Source organism: Hymenobacter sp., from assembly GCF_036388155.1.
Taxonomy (GTDB): Bacteria; Bacteroidota; Bacteroidia; order Cytophagales; family Hymenobacteraceae; genus Hymenobacter.
In genome coordinates this window covers 20030-39033 of sequence record NZ_DASVSI010000077.1, presented here as the reverse complement: position 1 = coordinate 39033, position 19004 = coordinate 20030, and the positions used below count along the sequence as shown (strand labels likewise).

The 19004-nt window shown below is 64.0% G+C and carries 16 protein-coding genes; 8 read left to right on the top strand and 8 right to left on the bottom strand.

Annotated features, from left to right (window positions below):
* Positions 1 to 8 precede the first annotated feature (8 nt).
* On the top strand, positions 9 to 1505 hold the full coding sequence (gene ftsZ, locus VF629_RS11155; protein WP_331058557.1) for a cell division protein FtsZ: 1497 nt from the start codon (positions 9 to 11) through the stop codon (positions 1503 to 1505).
* A 106-nt stretch (positions 1506 to 1611) separates the two neighbouring features.
* On the opposite strand, the gene VF629_RS11150 is transcribed toward ftsZ, so the two are convergent.
* From VF629_RS11150 to VF629_RS11135, 4 genes are all read right to left on the bottom strand, one after another.
* Complete coding sequence (locus VF629_RS11150) at positions 1612 to 2730, bottom strand: acyltransferase (RefSeq protein ID WP_331058556.1); 1119 nt, start codon at positions 2728 to 2730, stop codon at positions 1612 to 1614.
* Positions 2731 to 2816: 86 nt separating this feature from the next.
* Positions 2817 to 3551, bottom strand: coding sequence for a YebC/PmpR family DNA-binding transcriptional regulator (locus VF629_RS11145; protein WP_331058555.1), 735 nt, complete (start codon positions 3549 to 3551; stop codon positions 2817 to 2819).
* 139 nt (positions 3552 to 3690) lie between these two features.
* Entirely contained in the window at positions 3691 to 4203 is a 513-nt protein-coding gene (locus tag VF629_RS11140; RefSeq protein ID WP_331058554.1) for a hypothetical protein, read from the bottom strand.
* Positions 4204 to 4377: 174 nt separating this feature from the next.
* Positions 4378 to 5367, bottom strand: coding sequence for an SDR family NAD(P)-dependent oxidoreductase (locus tag VF629_RS11135; protein WP_331058553.1), 990 nt, complete (start codon positions 5365 to 5367; stop codon positions 4378 to 4380).
* A 207-nt stretch (positions 5368 to 5574) separates the two neighbouring features.
* On the opposite strand from VF629_RS11135, the gene VF629_RS11130 reads away from it, so the two are divergent.
* Together VF629_RS11130 and VF629_RS11125 are read left to right on the top strand one after the other, a co-directional pair.
* Complete coding sequence (locus VF629_RS11130; protein WP_331058552.1) at positions 5575 to 6363, top strand: glycosyltransferase; 789 nt, start codon at positions 5575 to 5577, stop codon at positions 6361 to 6363.
* Positions 6356 to 7066: a lipid-A-disaccharide synthase N-terminal domain-containing protein gene (locus VF629_RS11125; RefSeq protein WP_331058551.1), complete on the top strand. Its 711-nt coding sequence runs from the start codon at positions 6356 to 6358 to the stop codon at positions 7064 to 7066. Before VF629_RS11130 ends, VF629_RS11125 begins: the two co-directional genes overlap by 8 nt.
* Here the strand turns inward: VF629_RS11125 and VF629_RS11120 are convergent.
* Positions 7030 to 8706 (bottom strand): ArnT family glycosyltransferase, encoded by a 1677-nt coding sequence (locus VF629_RS11120; RefSeq protein WP_331058550.1) that lies wholly within the window; start codon positions 8704 to 8706, stop codon positions 7030 to 7032. The genes VF629_RS11125 and VF629_RS11120 overlap by 37 nt on opposite strands.
* A 392-nt stretch (positions 8707 to 9098) precedes the next feature.
* Between VF629_RS11120 and VF629_RS11115 the strand changes: the two genes are divergently transcribed.
* Together VF629_RS11115 and VF629_RS11110 are read left to right on the top strand one after the other, a co-directional pair.
* Entirely contained in the window at positions 9099 to 10796 is a 1698-nt protein-coding gene (locus VF629_RS11115) for an ArnT family glycosyltransferase (protein ID WP_331058549.1), read from the top strand.
* A 232-nt stretch (positions 10797 to 11028) separates the two neighbouring features.
* On the top strand, positions 11029 to 11943 hold the full coding sequence (locus tag VF629_RS11110; protein ID WP_331058548.1) for a formimidoylglutamase: 915 nt from the start codon (positions 11029 to 11031) through the stop codon (positions 11941 to 11943).
* Positions 11944 to 11945: 2 nt separating this feature from the next.
* Here VF629_RS11110 and VF629_RS11105 read toward each other — a convergent pair whose 3' ends face one another.
* Positions 11946 to 12992, bottom strand: coding sequence for an MBL fold metallo-hydrolase (locus VF629_RS11105; protein ID WP_331058547.1), 1047 nt, complete (start codon positions 12990 to 12992; stop codon positions 11946 to 11948).
* Positions 12993 to 13437: 445 nt separating this feature from the next.
* Here VF629_RS11105 and VF629_RS11100 point away from each other — a divergent pair, with 445 nt between their 5' ends.
* The 3 genes from VF629_RS11100 to VF629_RS11090 all read left to right on the top strand — a co-directional run bounded on the left by VF629_RS11100 (position 13438) and on the right by VF629_RS11090 (position 17585).
* Positions 13438 to 14259 (top strand): DUF4097 family beta strand repeat-containing protein, encoded by an 822-nt coding sequence (locus VF629_RS11100; RefSeq protein WP_331058546.1) that lies wholly within the window; start codon positions 13438 to 13440, stop codon positions 14257 to 14259.
* Positions 14260 to 14456: 197 nt separating this feature from the next.
* Positions 14457 to 16403, top strand: coding sequence for a sensor histidine kinase (locus VF629_RS11095; protein WP_331058545.1), 1947 nt, complete (start codon positions 14457 to 14459; stop codon positions 16401 to 16403).
* A gap of 51 nt (positions 16404 to 16454) precedes the next feature.
* On the top strand, positions 16455 to 17585 hold the full coding sequence (locus VF629_RS11090; protein ID WP_331058544.1) for a transglutaminase-like domain-containing protein: 1131 nt from the start codon (positions 16455 to 16457) through the stop codon (positions 17583 to 17585).
* A 72-nt stretch (positions 17586 to 17657) separates the two neighbouring features.
* Here the strand turns inward: VF629_RS11090 and VF629_RS11085 are convergent, their stop codons facing one another.
* Positions 17658 to 17930 (bottom strand): hypothetical protein, encoded by a 273-nt coding sequence (locus VF629_RS11085; RefSeq protein ID WP_331058543.1) that lies wholly within the window; start codon positions 17928 to 17930, stop codon positions 17658 to 17660.
* Positions 17931 to 17994: 64 nt separating this feature from the next.
* Entirely contained in the window at positions 17995 to 18975 is a 981-nt protein-coding gene (locus tag VF629_RS11080; RefSeq protein WP_331058542.1) for a Na/Pi symporter, read from the bottom strand.
* Positions 18976 to 19004: the final 29 nt, after the last annotated feature.

Here is a 19004-nt window from a genome sequence, read left to right as displayed (position 1 = left end):
ATCGCCTCATGAATTACAAATTCGACATTCCAGCCCAAAGCAAGTCCATCATCAAGGTGATTGGGGTTGGCGGCGGTGGCTCCAATGCCGTGAAGCACATGCACAAGCAGGGCATCAAGGACGTGGAGTTCATCATTTGCAACACCGACCATCAGGCCTTGCAGAGCTCTACGGTGCCCAACAAGCTCCAGATTGGCGTCGACCTGACCGAGGGCCTCGGTGCTGGCGCGAAGCCGGAACGCGGCCGTCAGGCAGCCATCGAGAGCAAGGAGCAAATCCGCGACCTGCTTAACCAAGGTACCAAGATGCTGTTTATCACCGCCGGTATGGGCGGGGGTACGGGCACCGGTGCGGCCCCCGTCATTGCGCAAGTAGCACAGGAGCTGGGCATCCTCACGGTGGGTATCGTGACGGCGCCGTTCATGTTCGAGGGCAAGAAAAAGCGCCAGCAGGCCGAAGAAGGCATCAAGGCGCTGAGCGAGCACTGCGACACCGTGCTGGTGATTCTCAACGACAAGCTGCCTCAGATTTATGGCAACCTGACCATGGGTGCCGCTTTCGCGAAAGCTGATACGGTGCTGACCACGGCCGCCAAGTCCATTGCCGAAATCATCACGGTGACGGCTGACGTGAACGTGGACTTTGAAGACGTGAAAACGGTGATGAAGGACAGCGGGGCGGCCGTAATGGGCAGCAGCGTGACCGAAGGCGAAAACCGCGCCCGCCGCGCTGCCGAGGAAGCCCTGAACTCGCCGCTGCTCAACAACACCGACATTCACGGCGCGCAGCGCATTCTGCTTTCCATCATGTCGGGCGCTGAGCACGAGTTGGAAATGGACGAGTTGACGGAAATCACGGAATACATCCAGGAGAAAGCTGGCCAAGACGCCGAGATGATTTTCGGCCACGGCATTGACGAGTCGTTGGGCCAGAGCATCCGCGTAACGGTGATTGCCACGGGTTTTGCCCGCGACGCCCACTCCATCAATACGCCCTCCATGGGTGGTTCGGAGCCTGCCGCGGCGCCAGCGCCAGCCCCGGTGGCCGAAGCTGAGCGGAGCGAGCCAACTCCCGCAGCACCTGCTGCTGGGGCCACCGCTGCCCCCTTCGTGCCGAGCTTCAGCGCGGCTCCCGAACCGGCCCGTGTGACGTTTGATTTGAATGGGCCTTCGGCGCACACCGCTCCTCCCTTGGCAGGCATTCCGACCACCGCTCCCGGTGAGCCGGTGTTGAGTACCAGTTTGCCCGCGCATACGCCGGAGGCCACTCGGCCCCGGCCCGCGATGGACGCCCACGCCTTGGAGCGTCGTCGTCGCCTGCAGGAACTCAGCAATGGCCTGCCGCCCGAAGCAGTTGCCCAGTACGATACGCCGGCCTACCTGCGCCGTCAGGTGAAGCTGGAAAACGTTGAGCCAAGCTCAGCACAGCACATCTCCCGATTCAATTTGTCTGATGACAATGAGTTGTTGGGAGATAACCGCTTCTTGCACGACAACGTGGACTAATTAGACAGTCGATGCAATTGAGAAGCCACTGCTGAGAGTATCAGCAGTGGCTTTTTTGTCTTGGGGGTACCTGATTACTAGGGGCCGGACCGCGTGGCGTAAATGATTAGTGGACTGTGCTGGGTGCCATTCGCTCGGCGCGCAGCCAATTTCCCAGCGGCGCTTCCACCACCCGATACAGCCCATAAGCCAGCACCTGCACCACCAGCAGCCGCAGAAGCCAGGAGTCCGGCAGCCACTCGTACACCCAGAAAGAGAGCGGGTAAGCATGCACCAAGTAAAAGGCGTAGGAACTGCGGCCCAGGTGCTGAAACAGCGGGCCGCTGAGCACCTTGCGCAACCAGGTTTGCTCGCTGAGCAAGCCGGCAAACAGCAGGCCGCCGGCCAGCGGCAGCAGGACCAAGGTCAGGAACAAGTAGGGCCCGTAATGTGTGTCCGTGGCTATTTGGGACTGCGTTAGTGCCAGCGCGGCGGTGACGGCTACCCACCCCAGCACCCCGCCAGCGGTGCGCCACCCACCCGGGCGATTTTGCAGGCGCCCGGCCCGCAGCCGGTCCGCCAGCCACACGCCCACGAAAAACTCCAAGCAGTGGCCCAGGAAAGTGTAGTGCAGCATAAAGCCGTAGGAGCCGAACAGTCCGTGCAGCTGCAGCGGCGCCAATACGGCCACCAAGCCGCTGCCCACTGCCACCAGCAACAGCGGCTGCGCCCACAGGGACAAACCCCGGGCCCGCCAGGCCAGCAGCACCGGTGCGGCCAGATAAAAGCATTCCAGCAGCGTGAGCGACCACGCCGGGCCGATGCCGGTAAACTTGTATTCGTCAAAAAAGCCGCGCAGCAGGCTCAGGTGCAGCAGCAGCAGGCCGGGCGTGGCGGTGGGGGAACGCCAGTGCCAGAGCACCGCGAAGGCCGCCAGGGTAAGCAGGGCGTAGAGCGGGTAGATGCGGGCAAAGCGGTTTTGCAGGTAGCGGCGCCAGCCGCCGCGCGGGCTCAGGGCCGGGGTGCCCGTGTCGTAGCGCAGGGCAATGAGAAAACCGCTGAGCAGCAGCAGCAAAGGCAAGCCGTGTTGCTCGCGCACAAAGGTGCGCCACGCCAGCCCGAGTCCAGCCGCGGGCTGGGTGCTGAAAGGGTAATGGTGAAAAAACACCAGCCACGCCGCCACGGCCCGTAGCCCAGTCAGGGCCGGGAAATAAGAATTGGCGCGGGCGGGAGGAGGCAAAGCCAAGAGAAACGGGGCGAAAAAGGAAAAGTCCGGGCAAAAGCGACGCTGGCTTCTACCCGGACTCCTGAAAGAGGCGATGCCGCTGCAGCTTAGCCCACCGTGTGGTACACGGCCTGCACGTCCTCGTCGTCCTCAAACTTCTCGATGATGGTCATGATTTCGTCGAGCTGCTCGTCGTTGAGGGCGACGGTGGTGTTGGGCACGCGCTGCAGGTTGACGCTTACCACGTGGCGGCCCTGCGCTTCGAGGGCTTTCTGCATCTGGCCGAAGTCGGTGAAGGCGGTTTCGACCACAATGTACTTGTGTTCGGCGCCGTGCTCGTCCTCCTCGGTGGTCTCGTACACGTCTTCGGCGCCGAAATCGATGAGCTCCAGCTCCAGCTCGTCGCGGTCGAGGCCTTCGGCGGCCAGCTTAAACACGCCTTTGCGGGTGAAGGTGTAGTCCGACGAACCGGCGGTGCCCAGCGTGCCTTCGTTGCGGTTGAAGATGAGGCGCACGTTGGAAACGGTGCGAGTGGGGTTGTCGGTGGCGGTTTCGATGACCACGGCCACGCCGTGGGGCAGGTAGCCTTCGTACACCACTTCCTGGTAATCCTTTTCTTCCTTGCTGCTGGCGCGCTTGATGGCAGCTTCCACCCGGTCTTTGGGCATGTTCACGCCCTTGGCATTCTGCATGGCGGCGCGCAGGCGGGCGTTGGTGTCGGGGTTGGGGCCGTTTTCCTTCACGGCCATCACGATTTCCTTGCCGATGCGGGTAAAGTCTTTCGACATTTTATCCCACCGCTTCATTTTGCGGCCCTTGCGAAATTCAAATGCGCGTCCCATACGCTATTGTGTAAGTAAAGTACTGTGTGAAGTAGCGCAGCGCCAATACGTTGCGGCTATGGTCTAAAACCGTTTCGTCGAAACGGGCCGCAAGTTAGCCAGAAGGGGCGGGGGGCGCCAAATGCGGCAGACTATTGCGCTAGGGACGGGGTTTTTTGGCCGGTTTGGCTTTGGTTTTTGTCTTGGCCGGCACGGAGGTGGGCTGGGTGGCGGCATCGGCCGCCACCAGCTCGTACACACCCTTGTTGCCCACGGGGTACCCCAGGATGGTGAGCGTCAGGCGCTGGGTGGCGGGGCTGTACTGAAAGGTGCCCCGCTGCACGTCGGCGCCCTTCAAGTCGGTGAAAGCAAAGCGGATGCTGTCGCCGTTGAGGGTGAAGGTGCCGTCTTGCCGGAAGTATTTCGGGCCGCTGGGCAGCAGGATGCTAAAGCGCTTTTCGTAAGCGCCCGAGGGCTTCAGGGTAAGCGTGCCTCCCACGCCGCGCACCTCCGTGGGAGGCTCGGATGTGGTGTTGTCGTACACGGTGTAGGCCGTGTATTGGTAGGTAGTATAGAAGGAGGGAAGCGGATTCTTGGCTTGAGCCCAGGCCCCGTGGGCCAGTAGCAGGCTGCCGACCACGGGCAGCACCCGCCCAGAGATGGAAAAGGACATAATTAGAGAGGTGAACAGAAAACTAGGAGCCAAAGGGCAATGCCACAGCACCGCGCAGCGGGGTACGCAAGGGCACGAGCCCCAGAATAGAGTGTAAAAATCGCGCCGAAAATTAATCGACGCACCCCACCGCCATTTTCTGTCTGTGCCCGAGTTCCCTATCTGCCTTGAAAGCTAGGCGTGGTGCGCTTGGACGGGAGCCCCGTCGAGCCACTGCACAAACTGGCGCAGGCCCTCGGCCAGCTTGGTTTGGGGGGCGTAGCCCAACATGTGTTGGGCCTTGGTGATGTCGGCGTAAGTGATTTCGACGTCGCCGGCTTGGGGCACCTGGAAACTCAGCTGCGGCTCCACGCCCACGGCTTTGCCCACAGCCTCGATGAGCTCGAGCAGCGAAACGGGATGGTGGTTGCCCAAGTTGACGAGCTCGTAGACGGGGGCTTCCTGGGCGAGGAGGTAGGCAATGCCCCGGGCGATGCCCTCCACGGTGTCGTCCACGAAGGTGTAGTCGCGGGCGGTGTGACCGTCGCCGAACACGGGGATGGGCTGCCCGGCCCGCAGCAAGCGGGCAAACTTGTGGATGGCCAAGTCGGGCCGCTGGCGCGGGCCGTACACCGTGAAAAACCGCGCGCAGAGGGCTTTTAGCTGGTAGAGGTGGTGGTAGGTGTAGATAAGCTCCTCACCGGCCAGCTTGGAGGCCGCATAGGGTGAAACGGCTGCTTTAAGCATCGATGCTTCTTCTTCAAACGGCAGCTCGGGCGTGTTGCCATACACCGACGACGAGGAAGCAAAAAACAGGTTGTGCACCTCCTGCTGCCGCATCCACTCCAGCAAATGGGTGGTGCCCAGTACGTTGGTTTCCATGTATCCGGCGGGGTCTTTCACCGACGGCCCCACGCCGGCTTTGGCGGCGAGGTGAGCCACCAGGTCCACGGGTTCGGTGACGTGTTCGGCCAGGGCGCGGGCGCCGTTGCGCAGGTCGACTTCAATAAAGGAGAAGCGGGGGTGCTTGGCAAAGATTTCCAGGTTGGCTTCCTTGGTGGCGCGCGGATAGAAGTCGTCGAAATTGTCGATGCCAATGACGCGGTAGCCGTCGTGCAGAAGCCGTTCGCAGAGGTGGGAGCCAATGAAGCCGGCGCACCCGGTAACTAAAATTGTAGAGGACATAAGGGTCGGAAAGTCGCAACCACCCTGACCCAACGCGGGCCGCGGTGCCGGGAATTCGGCACCTAATAACAGGCATACGTGCCGGTTTGTCGTTCAGGTTAGCCGCTAATTACGTTGTACGAGGCGCTCATCTATTTTAGAGCCCAGTTTTAATCATCGGCCTCACTTGAACGTATTCACGTGATAACGCCTGAACTTTACGCTTCATTGTCCTTACCCCTCCACGTGCCCGACTCGCTTCCCGGTTCCTCAGCCGCTTACCTGGCCACCCAATCCCTGACCGTGCTGGTGCCGGTGTACAACGAAGAAGAAAGCCTCTCCCAGTTCGTGGTGGAGATGGATAAGTTTCTGGCTCAAACCCCTTTGCCGACCACGGTCCTGTTTGTGAACGACGGCAGCACCGACGGGTCGCTGGCGTTGCTGCGCACCATTTGCCGGCCCGGCACGCCCTACGAGTTCATTTCCCTCAGCTCGAACCACGGCCTGAGCACGGCCATCAAGGCCGGCATCGACCACGTCCGCACGACGTTGGTGGGCTACATCGACTCCGATATTCAAACCACGCCGGAAGATTTTCTCAATTTTTTTGAGTTTTTCCCGGAGTACGACATGGTGAACGGCATCCGGGCCCGCCGCCAGGACACGGTGGTCAAGAAACTCTCTTCCAAAATTGCCAACACGGTGCGCCGCACGCTCATCAACGACGGCATTGAGGACACGGGCTGCCCGCTGAAAATCATCAAGATGGACTACGCCCACCGCCTGCCGCTGTTCCACGGGCTGCACCGGTTTTTGGGCGCGCTGGTGCAGCTACAAGGCGGCAAAGTGAAGCAGATTCCGGTGCGGCACTTCCCCCGCTTTGCGGGCACAGCCAAGTACAACCTCTGGAACCGGGCCTGGAAGCCGCTGGTCGACACTTTCGGCTTCCGCTGGATTCGCAGCCGCTGGCGCAACTACGCCATTGGGGAACAGCAGCGCGCCGCTTCCCATGCTTAAGACCGAAACCGTTGCCCTGGTCATCGGCTTGGTGTCGCAGGTGCTTTTTTCGAGCCGCATTGTGCTGCAATGGGTGCAGAGCGAACGGGCCAAGCGCGTGCTGGTGCCGTCGCTGTTCTGGCAAATTAGCCTGGTGTCGTCGTTTTTGATGATACTCTACGGCATGCTTCGGCACGACCCCGTCATTCTGGGCGCCCAAGTCATCAGCTACGTCATCTACATCCGCAACCTGCAGCTGCTGGGCGACTGGCGCAAGCTGCCGCAGGTGTTTCGGGTGGCGGCTTATGTGTTTCCGCTGGCCACGCTGGCCTGGTTCGTGGTGGGCACCCCGTTTTTCAGCCTGAACACCATGCTCGAAGGCCGCATTCCGCGCGGGGTGCTGGTGCTGGGGGCCGTGGGCCAGACCATTTTCCTGCTGCGCTTCGTGTACCAATGGCTGTATTCCGAGCGCAAAGGCGAGTCGGTGCTGCCGCTGGGCTTTTGGGTGGTGAGCTTGATTGGGTCGGTGCTGATACTGACGTATGCCACCCTGCGCACGCCCGTCGACGTGGTGCTGATACTTGGCAACGTGTTCGGCGTGGTGGTGTACGCCCGCAACATTGTGCTGCTGCGCCGCGAAGAGGCCCGGCCCAAACCCCTGGCAGCGGTAGCCAGCCCGGCCCCCGACTACGGCAGCACCCGCACCACCGTCACGCGCCAATAGCCGTCCTTGCGCTTGGTGCCCAGGTTAAAGCTGTCGACTACTTGTAGTTGCGCCTGGGCCCGCCACGCGGCGGGCAGGGCCGCGGCCACGTCTTGGCCCGTCACAACGGCCACGGGCATGGTGGGCCGCACCAGGAGGGAGTCGGCGTCGCGGGGCCAGGCAGGTATGGCCCGGCCGGCTTCCCACACGTGCACCATGTTGGGGGCTTCCAGGGTGTACCAGGGCAGCTGCGCCAGGGTGGCGTTGAGGCGCAAGTCGGCGGCGGTGCGCAGGCCGGGTTCGCTGCGGGCGGCTTTCCAGTCGAAATAAGCCGGCAGCACCAGCACTACCAGCACCATGGCGGCCACCGCCCCGCCCACCAGGGCCGCGCCCCGCCGCTGCCGGATGGCCAGCCCAACCAGACAGGCGGCTGCGAGCAGTCCCCCCGCTGCAGCTAAGCCAAAAGTCCAGATGCTGAGGCTCACGCCCACCGTTTTCGACAGCACCAGGACCACCGGCAGCGCCACGCATACCAGGGCCAGCAGCCCGGCCCACCCGCGCATTAACCCCAGCGCCAGCCGGGCTGGCGCCGCTTGCCGCAGCTCGGTTACCCAGTGGCGCAGCAGGCCGGCGGCCACCAGTACCAGCGGCGGCAACAGCGGCAGCATGTAGCGCTCCTTTTTCTCGGGCACTGCGCTGATGAGCACCAGGGCCAGCAGCAGCCAGCCCAGCCCCAGCAGGTAGGGCACGTACCGGCCGGCCCGCGGCCGGGCGTAGGGCACGGCCAGCGCCGCCCAGGCCACGGGCGCCCACACCCCCACAAACACCGGGAAATTCCAGTAGTACCAGAAGGGCTGGGCGTGGCGCTCGGCCCAGGCGCCCACTTCGGTGCGGGCCACGGCGAGGGCTGCCGGCCCTACCTCATGCTGCAAGGCCAGGTACGCAGGCCACGCCAGCCCGATGGCTAGGCCGACGCCCACGGCCAGCAGCAGGCCGGGCAGGCGAGGCCGCACCAAGCCCCGATGCGGGTATAAGGGCGAAAAAAAAGCCACGGCAAACGGCACCAGCATGGCATACAGCACCACCGGCCCTTTGCTCAGAAACGAGCCGCCCAGCAGCACCCCGCCCAGCACAAACCATCGTAAGGCCCCGCGCGGCCGCTGCCAGGCCCGCAGCAAGGCCCACAGCGCGCCCACCATGAAGCTATTGGCGAAGATGTCCCATTGCCCTTCGCGCCCCACCGTGATGAGCAGAAGGCTGCTGGCCAGCATCAGGGCGGCCAGCCAGGCGGTGCGGCCGGGGGCCTCGGTTTCGCCGGGCTGCTGGCGCGTCAGTTCATGTACCAATCCCCAGAAAAAGAACACCAACAGCGCAGTCATGAGCGCGGCCGGCAGGCGCAGCAAGGCCAGGTTCTCGGTGGGGCCCGTTAGCCGCTGTACGGTGGTCACGGCCCAGGTGGGCAGGGGCGGTTTGGCTAGTCGCAGGGCTCCGTTCATGGTCGGAATCAGCCAGGAGCCGCCGGCGGTCATTTCGCGCGCGGCCACAAAGTTGCGGGCTTCCATGAGCGTGACCGGGGCCCGGCCCAGGTTCAAAAAGCAGGTGGCCGCACACACGGCGAGCAGAATCAGCAGCCTTCTCCAGTGGGTGCGTGGGTGCTGCATGGTCATAAGTTACGCGTGGGGTAGCGGCGAGAGTGCCGGAATTTGTGTGCGAAGTAAAAACTAATTCGCTCGATTGTTCGGCCTTGGAAATCAATTGGCCGCCCGGCCGTAGCGTTGCCTGCCGGGCAGGTGAGCTCCCGGCGAGAGCAGGAAATGGCCGGCCATTTTCACCTCAGAGTAGTTAAAGTTGTTGAGCCCGGCTGGAAAATACTCTTGCACTCAATACGTCTTACTGTAGCGAGCGCAGCACTGGGCCACAAGCCACTCCCTAGCTCTGCAACCCAACGGGACTGTCCGGGGAAGGTTGTTTCCGAGCCTTGCGCCGCGGCCCTGGGCGGCACGTTCCTCGCTGAAGTCTGAGCCCCTGAAGGCGGCAAAAATTCACCTGCCAGATGCCCCAAGTCACCCAAACCGCCCAAGCGCCCACCCTGAGCCCCGTCGCCCCTCAGCCCGCTCGCTACTGGCTGTGGCTGCTGCTGCTGGCCCTGGCCGTGGGGCTGGGGGCCAACCTCAACGGCTGGGGCGTGCTGGAAAGCAGCGAGGCCCGTTACGCCGAGATTGGGCGCGAAATGCTGGCGAGCCGGGACTGGCTGCACCCGCGCCTGTTGGGCATTCAGCACTTCCACAAGCCGCCGCTCACGTACTGGCTTACGGCCGCGGGGCTGGTACTGGCGGGCCCCACGGCACTGGGCGCGCGGCTGCTGCCGGTGCTGGCCGTGCTGGCCCAAGTGGCCCTGGTGTACGGCCTGGGCCGGCAGCTATTTGCCGGCGACCGCGCCCGCGCGCTGGCCGCCGCCGTGGTCTACAGCACCCTGCCCGTGGTGCTCATCTCGGCCCTCAACCTGACCACCGACGCCTACCTGCTCACCCTGGAGCTGGCCGCGGCCTACGCCGTGTTGCGCTACGCTGCCGGCGGCCGCGCTCGGTGGCTGTATGCCGCGGCCCTGGCGCTGGGGCTGGCCTCGCTCACAAAAGGGCCGGTGGGGGTGGTGTTGCCGCTGATGGTGACCGTCGGCTTGAACTTTCGGCAGCCGCGGGTTCGGCGCCCGCTCACGGGGCACCACGTGCTGAGCGCGGGGCTATTCCTCGTGGTGGGCTTGAGTTGGTACGTCTACCTGGCCTTCGAAAACCCGGCCTTCGTCCGCTACTTTTTGTTGGAGCACACCGTGGAGCGGTTCGTCAATCCCGAAACTTTTGGGCGCAGCAAGCCCTGGTGGTTTTACCTGGTGCTGGCGCCGGCCGCGAGCTTGCCGTGGTCGGCGGCCTTGCTGGCGCGGGCGTGGCGCTCGCCCTGGGCCGAAGTGCCGCGGCAGTGGCGCAACGTGCTGCTGTTTTGGATAGCCGCGCCGCTGGTTTTTTTCTCCCTTTCGAGCTCCAAGCTGCTGCTGTACGTGCTGCCCATTTTCCCCGGGGTGGCCCTGGCGGTGGTTTATTACCTGGGGCGGAGTGCCGAGGGAGTGCTACGCCGCTGGTACCTGGGGCTGGCGTGGTTTTTCGGGGGGCTGTTGCTGGTGTTTGGCGCGGCGTGGGCGGTGGGCGCGGCCTGGAAATTGCCGGTGGTGCTGAGTCCCTGGGTGGGCGTGTGGGCCGCAGTGGGCGTGGGCGGGCTGCTGGGGCAGCACCGGTTGTGGCGGCCGGGTGGCGTGGCCGCGCGCCTGCTGCTGGTGCCCGTGGTGGGCACGGTGTGCGTGCTGCTGGCGGCAAAAGCGGTGCTGCGCGAAAACGAACTGCTTTTTAACGGGACGCGGCCTGTGGCGGCGCGCCTCCTGAGTCCGGATTTTGCCCACCGCCAAGTGGTGGTGTACAATCGGCTGCTGCCGTCGTTGGCATTTGAGCTAAAGCAAATCCCCGTGTCGCTTTTCGACGGCAACCTGACCCTGAGGCGGGAAACCCAGTTCGAGCCCGACCAGGCGTGGCGGCGTCAGCTCATCGATTTGCAAGACCCCAAGGCCCCGCGCATTCCCCTGGTGCAGCGCTGGGCCCGCTCGCCCGTGCTGGTGGTGAAAGGCAAGCTGATACCCGAGCGGGAGTGGCTGCGCGCCGGCCTCACGCGGGAGGAGGTCATCGGCCCCTGGCGCCTCTACTATTAGGGGTTAAAAGTGAAGAGGTAAAACGATTTCCGGTTTACCTCTTCAACTTTATAGAGCAATTAAGAAACAATGCCCGTGCCGGTCCGACGCCCTAGGCGTCGGACCGGTTGTTGGTCGCACCATCCTCCCGAAAGCCCTGCCGACAACCGGTCGGACGCCTAGGGCGTCGGACCGGCACCGTTGCCCCAACGCCGGAACCCGTTTCACCTTTACCTTTTAACTTCTTTCCGCCATGCCCACTTTTCTCCGCGAACTCATTCGCCCCGCTGCGGAGCTGCCCGAGGCCGACGTGTGCCTCGTGGGCCTGCCCCTCGATTTTGGGACGGTCCTGGAAGGCGGCCGGGCCGGCGCCGTCGGCGCCCCCGACGCCCTGCGCCGGGAGCTGCGCCGTTACCACAAAACCTACAACCTGGAGCACAACGTCAGCCTGAACCACCTGCGCATTGCCGACGCCGGCAACCTCGACTTGCGCAGCCCGGACCACGCGCAGAACCACGCCCACATTCGCGAGCAGCTGGGCCGGCTCCTGGGGCAGTACCCGCGGGTGGTGGTGCTGGGCGGCTCGCACGACGGCACGTATTCCACGGTGCGGGGCCTGGTGGACGCCAGCAACGGGCAAGCCGTGGGCGGCATCAACCTCGACGCCCACGCCGACGTGAAGGACAAGCCCGAAATCAGCAGCGGCACGCCGTTTGGCAAGCTGCTGCGCGAAGGGTTGTTGGCCGGCCCCCGGTTCACCGAAATGGGGCTGCATTCCAACCTCAACACCAAAGAGGACATCGATTTTCTGCACCAGCAGGGGGCGCACATCGTGCCGCTGGCGCACGCGCAAAAAGACGGCATCGAGCTGTACCTGACCCGCGCCCTCAGCCGGGCCACCCACGACGGCCCGGCCTTCGTGAGCTTCGACCTCGACGGGTGCGCCGAGGCCTTTGCGCCGGCCGTATCGGCGCCCAGTGCCGACGGCTTCACCCCGCGGCAGGCCGTGGAAGCCGCTTTCCTGGCGGGCCAACACGAAAAGGTCCGGCTGTTCGAAGTCGTGGAGCTAAACCCCCATTACGACCGCGACAACCAGACCGCTCGTTTGGCCGCCACCATCATCGCCGCCTATTTGACGGGCGTGGCGCGGCAGGTACCGGTACGCTAGCGTTAGCTGCCCACTCCGCCCCGGTAAAGCGGCGGAATGGGCGGCGACTGGTACGGCTTCCTGGGGATGTACTTTTTGCGGAGCTTCGTGCCGGGCGACTGAAAGCCTTGCGACTGATAGACCAGCGGCTTTTTGCCGCTGCGCCGCCGGCCCCCAGTGAGGAACCAGGCCGCGCCCGCCGCCAGAATGCTCGCCCCCACGATGGCCAGCTGCACGGGCAGCTTGTCTTTGGGTGCGGGGGGCAGGTGCTCCACGCCGCTGGCGTCGGTGCGGGCGGGCTCGTGCACGTAGCGGCCGTGGGCGGGAATGGGGTAATGGGTGGCCAACTCCCGCAAGCCCGCTGCGGCCTCGGGCCCCGTGATGACCGGGCCGTGGCCGCAGCCAATGGCTTTGGGCGCCAAGTCAGCCAGCGTTTGCACGGATGTGCGAGCGGCTTCCCAGTCGTAGTTGAAGGGCGTGCCGGCCCGGCTGATTTTGGGCTTGCCCAGCAGCACGGCCGGTATAGAGTCGTGGTGGCAGGTGGCGAAGGCATCGCCGCCAAGCAACACGCCGTCGGCGTCGCGGAAAAACGCCAGCTGGCCGGGCGCGTGGCCCGGCACGTGCAGCCAGCGCCAGTTCATGAGGTGCGGCACCACGGGGTCATCCGTGTTGAGTCCCTGCACCCGCTCGCCCAGGTTGGGCAGCTGCGAGGGGAAAAAGCGGCTCATGAACGCCAGCGAGCCGCCCACGGTGGGGTCGCGGGGCGGGTACTGCGCCAGGCCGGTGACGTAGGGCAGCTCCAGGGGGTGCACGATGATGGGCACGCTCCAGTGGTCGGCCAGCTCGATGGCCGAGCCGAGGTGGTCGAGGTGGCCGTGGGTGAGGAGGATGGCCTCGGGGTGCGAGCCGGGGTAGAACAGCTTGTCGGCAGCGGCGATGATGGTTTTTGAGCTGCCAGGCAGGCCCGTATCCACGAGCACCCACTCGCCGGGGGTGCCGGTTTCAACAAAATACACGTTGACAAAGCGCTGTATGCGCAGCTGGGTGACGCCGGCGGCTACGGTATCCATAGAGAGAAAATAGTTGGTGGAGCACAAGCTTACGCAAAACGACGACGCGGGTAACAACTACTCGACCGTAAGCCCGCCAAAGCCGGCGCTTTTTGCGTCAGAAGTCCTTCAAGAAGCGCATGCGAGGCTCAGAGCGGCTTGGCGAAGAGGTCGGCCCGAGGGCAATGGCAGGAGAGTGTGAAGAATCAATCGGGCCGGCCGGGGGGCGCACGCGCCGGGCGCAAGCATTCCCGGAATGACGTCGTCGAGGGGAGCGTGAGCTGGTAAGCTCCAAGCCTACGGGCCACCATCTCGGCTAATGACGAGCTTGAAACGGCCCCGAAATAAAAATGTGAAGGCGCTTGTAACGAATCAGCAAAGTGCCGGTAACCATCCCAGCACCCACCCAATCGACTTGCCGGGCGCGGGCTCTTTCGTTCAACCACTCATCATTTCCAACCTCACCATGAAAACTCTTTTTTCTGTGCTCTTGCTGGCTTGCGGCGCGCTGTCGGCCACGGCTCAAACGGCTTCTGAACCCCAGTTCACCATCAGCTGCCAGGAGGGCGGCAACTGGTCGTGGGGCAATGGCGAGAACCAACGCTTTTGCGAAACCCGCGACCTGACCATGGCCGCGCCCAGCGGGCAGCCGCTGTCCATTGAGGGCGGCGCCAACGGCGGCATCACGGTGCACGGCTGGTCGGGGTCGAACGTGCGCATCCGGGCCAAGGTGACGAGCTGGGCCAACAGCGAAGCCGAGGCTCAGGCCCGCGTGAAAAGCGTGAGCATCAGCACCGCCAACAATACGCTGCGCGCCACCTCTTCCGACAACAACGAGCGCTACAGCGTGAGCTACGAGGTGTTTGTGCCGCGCCAAACGGCCCTGGCCCTGAACACGACGAACGGCGGCATCAGCCTCGACAACCTGCAATCTGACGTGAAATTCCACGCCACCAACGGCGGCGTTTCCCTCAAAAGCCTGGGCGGCCAAGTGACGGGCGAAACCGTGAACGGCGGCCTCAACATCACCCTCACCGGCAGCAAGTGGGAGGGCAAGGGCCTCGACGTGGCCACCACCAACGGCGGCGTGCACTGGCGCCTGCCCAAAGACTATTCGGCCGAACTGTTCACGAGCACCAACATGGGCAACATGCGCGCCAACATGCCGGTAACCAAGTCGGGCTTTCTGCGCAAGGAGCTGGCCACCAGCCTGGGCAAAGGCGGCGCCCCCGTGAAGGCCGTGACGACCAATGGCGGCGTCACCATCGAGCAGGTAGACCGCAACTAAACCGCGCACCGCAGCCGGGTGGGGCAGGGCTGACGGCAACGGCTCTGCCCCTTTTTTGCCCGCCCGCCGGCCCCGGCCCTGGCGCGCAGCGCCCCCTGGCCCCGGCCGAAGCAGCCCCGAAAGGAGAACCACTATCTTTAGTTTTTTACGAGATAGCGAATCGTTTTAGCCCAATGCACGCATCCCCGAGCCGTCACATGCCGTCCCGTTTTGGTGGTCTTTTTCTAGCGTTGGTGCTGAGCCTGAGCGGAGCGCCCAGCCAGGCCCAAGCGCCGGGCAAAGACAGCGCCGCCGTCCTTCCGCCGGCCCCGCCGCGCAGCGAGCCCGGCCTGAAAGCGGCGCTGATGCAGCCCATTGCCTCGGCGCGGGTGGCCGACTCGCTGCTGGCCCAGGCGCGCCGCCAGGCCTCGACGGGCGCGCAGGTGGTGGCGCTGGCCCAGCTGGCCAGCATCCGCTTGCAGCAGCAGGAGCCCGCCGAAGCCACCCGGCTGCTGCAGGAAGCCGAGCGGCTGGCGCCACAGCTGCGCGACCTGCGCGACGCCGGCTGGGCCATGGGCCAGGTGGGCCGCATTCAGCGGCGCTACCTGACCGCGGTGCCGGCATCGACCGACTACTTTGCGCCGCTGTCGCGCGCGCTGGGCGACGCCTTGGGCAACGCGTTGCCGATGGTTTTGGGCGAGAAGTTGTCCAAAGCGGAGCAACGCCTCAAAACCAGCGACCTCATTGTCGCGGGTACTCGGGTGCCGGGAGTGGAAAAGTACCGGGGCCAGGGCCGGGCGACGCCGCTCACGCCCGGCACACCCGGCCAGCCGGTGCCCGTGGTGCCGGAAGCCGCCTATGCCGCGGCCCAGCGGGCGCAGCAGGAGCTGGCCCGCCTCAAGCTCAACGTGATGGAAAAGTGGCTCGACACCTTGCTCGCGCCGGGGCAGGCGCCGCCCCAGGTGGCCAAGCAGCTCAGCGCCAGCCGCAAGCGCCGCGACAGCAGCCAGGCCCTGAGCCAGGCCTTTGCCAAGGAGGGCGACTACGCCCAAGCCTACCGCTACTTCCTGCAGTACAGCGCCTACAAGGACAGCCTCAACGCCGAGGCCACCTCGCGCCGGCTGGCGGCGCTGGAGTACAAGCAAACCCTGCTCAGGAAAGAAGCCCAGATTCAGCGGCTCACCAAGCAGCAGCTGTTGCGCCAGCAAGCCGCCCGGCGCCAGCAGCAGTACGTGGCCGGGCTGGTGGGCTGCGTGGCCGTGCTCATCGGGTTCGCGGTGGTGCTCAGCCGGAACAACCGCACCAAGCAGCTGGCCAACCAACAGCTCAGCGAGCAGAAAGCAACGCTGCAGCAAACCCTGGCCGAGCTGAAAAACACGCAAAACCAGCTGATTCAGGCCGAAAAAATGGCGTCGTTGGGCGAGCTCACGGCCGGCATTGCCCACGAGATTCAGAACCCGCTCAACTTCGTCAACAACTTCTCGGAGGTGAGCGCCGAGCTGGTGCACGAGTTGAAAGAGGCCCGCCAGCAACTCCCGCGCGACCCGGCCCTGGAGCAGGAACTGCTTGACGATGTGGAACAAAACTTGCTCAAAATCAACCAGCACGGGAGCCGGGCTTCGTCCATCGTGCGCGGCATGCTGGAGCACTCCCGCACCAACGCCGGCCAGAAAGAGCCCACCGACCTCAACGCCCTGACCGAGGAATACGCCAAGCTGGCCTACCACGGCGCCCGGGCCAAAGACAATTCTTTCAGCGCCACGCTTTCCACCGACCTTGACCCCCGGCTGGGCCCGGTGCAAGTGGTGCCCCAGGAAGTAAGCCGGGTGCTGATGAACGTGTTCAGCAACGCGTTCTACGCCGTGCAGAAAAAGCTGTCCGACGCGCCGCCCGGCTACCAGCCCGAAATCAACGTGTGCACGAAGCGCGAGCCCAACGGGGTCAAAATTCAGATTCGCGACAACGGCATTGGCATTCCCGCGGCGCTGAAAGAGAAGATATTCCAGCCCTTCTTCACCACCAAGCCCACGGGCCAGGGCACCGGCCTGGGCCTGTCGCTCAGCTACGACATCATCACCAAGGGCCACGGCGGGACTTTCACGCTCGAAAGCGAGGAAGGCCAATTCACCGAGCTAACCCTGACCCTGCCCACAGCAGCCGCCTAAAGCGTCTTTTCTCCAGCTATTTCCCGGCCGCAACGGCCGCTGTTCACTTCCATGAAAATTTTACTTGCGGCGCTTGTGTGTTTCTGCTGGTCCTTGGCGGTTCGGGGCCAAGCTTCTTACCGCGGCTTGCCCGTTATCAAAGCCGCATCGGCAAAAGCCGACTATCGCATCGGCAAATTCCGTACAAAAGGCAACTGGAACATCTCGCCCCAAATCGCCGCCGACAGCCTGCTGGTCGCTTGCTGGTCGGGCCCGGAATCTTTTGCTTTTTACACCGACACCGACAGCATTGCTTTCACCGTTCGGCCCAACCAGGTGCGGTCTTTTTACGTGCTGCTCAACGGCTCAGACTACGCCCTGACCGTGGTGAAAGGGCAGAAACCCGCGCCGGCGGTGCTGGCCTTCGATGCAAAAGCGAAGAACGACAAGCTGCAGGTGTGGTACGAGCAAAACAACAACAACGAGTATTTGCAGCGCCTGCTGGCAAACTATCCGCTGCAACGCCTGATTGCCAACGCCAAAACGGACACCGACAAGGCGCTGACCGTCCTGCATTGGGTGCACCAGCAGTGGCAGCACAACGGCAACAACGAGCCGCGGAAAAACGACGCCATCTCCATCCTCGAAGAAGCCAAAGAAGGCAAGCTGTTTCGGTGCGTGGAATACGGCATTGTGGCCACGGCCTGCCTCAACGCCGTGGGCTTGAAGGCGCGGGTGTTGGCCTTGAAAACGAAGGACGTGGAAACCCGGGCCTCGGGCGCGGGCCACGTGCTGCTGGAGGTGTACCTCAACGACCTGGGCAAGTGGGCCATGCTCGACGGCCAATGGGACGCCATGCCCATGCGCAAAGGCGTGCCGCTGAATGCCGTCGAGTTTCAGCAGGCCGTTTCCCGGCACTACGACGAAGTTGCGATTGCGAGCCTATCCAAAGTATCGAAGCCCTACTACGTCAACTGGATTTATCCTTACTTGTACTACTTCGACGTGAAGTTCGACAACCGCGAAAACGTCGGCGGAGAGCGCCACCGGGTAGACGGTAAATCCACCCTGATGCTGGTGCCGGCCGGGGCCAAAAACCCGACCGTCTTTCAGCGAACCAACTCCATTGGCAGCTGCCTCTACACAAATTCCCTGAAGGACTTCTACGCGCCGCCCGCATCGGGCGCGGCATCGGCTCAATAGGAGCTGGGCTGCCAACCTGCGTGCTGGGCCAAAGAATTAGGGTTGGCCAGGGCGTGGCGAAGCCAACGAGCTTCAGCAGGCGCAGCTGAAATCGGGGTAGTCGCGGTAGCCCGGCGCCTGCTTGTCGTCGAGGCGAATGAGGTGGTCGAGCCGAATTTCCTCGCCCGATTTCAAGCGCATGTACTCTACCTTGTCGCGGATGAACAGCGTGTCAATCACCCCCGAGCCCAGGCAGAGCTCGCGCAGGTCGTTGAAATACTGCAGCTCCACGCGGCGGCGTAGGGTAGCGGCGGCTTCGAGCTCGTCGTAGAAGTTGCAGTCGATGGGTTTATAATCGGTGCTCATGATGGATGGCGAGGAAAAATCCCGCTGCCGGGCTTGCAGCAGCGGTGCGACAGTAGCTACGGTGTTAAACCGCGGGAACCGGTACGAGGTTGGCGGACCGTTGCTCGTCGGGCAGCCAGGCATCGAGCAAGCGCTGGCACAACGGCACCAGCGGCGCAAACAGGAGCACGCCCGCCACGTTGAACAGCACGTGGGCGTGCGCAATTTGGCGGGCCACATCGGTTTGGCCCGCTAGGCGCAAGACCAGCGCCGTGAACGGGCCAATGAGCAGCAAGCCCAGGCTGATGGATACCACGTTGAAGAACACGTGAAACAGCCCCGTTTTGATTGCGGGGCGGCCGCGGCCAACGGTGGCCAGCAGCGTATCGGAGCAGGTGCCCAACTCCGCGCCCAGCATCACGGCCACGCCCGCTGGCAGCGTGAGCAAGCCCTTGGCCGCTAGTTTGATGACCATGCCGAGCGTGGCCGAAGACGACTGAATAACCAGGGTAATCAGGGCCCCGGCGCCGGCGCCTCGGATGGGGTTTTCGAGCTTCAGCAGCCAGGCCTGCACGCCCCGGTAGTCCTTGAGCGGGGCCGCCGCTTCGCCAATCAAAAACAAGCTGAAAAACAGCAGCCCGAAGCAAAACAAGGCCCGCCCCGCTGTGCGGCCGTTGCGCTTTTTGCTCAGCGACAGCAGCAGCAAGCCGGGCAGCATGGCCACCACGGCGTACTGCCCCAGGTCGAAGGCAAAGAGCTGGCTGGAAATGGTGGTGCCGATGTTGGCGCCGAGCACCACGCCCAGCGAGTTGCGGAAGGGCAAGGCCCCCGCGCTGACCAGGGCAATGGCCAGAATGATGACCACCGACGACGAATCGAGCAGCGTCGTGACCACCGTGCCCGTGAGAATGGCCATGGGAATGGTCTTCGTGAAACGGTCCAGGACGCCCTTCGCCCGCTCGCCGGCCACGTGCCGCAGGGCCAGGGCCAATCGGCTGACGGCGTAGAGGAACAGCACCAGGCCGCTGACTGCCAGTAAGGTGATGGAAAGAAGGGAGGAATTCATGGCGAAGGCGGCGTCGGCTTACTGGACGT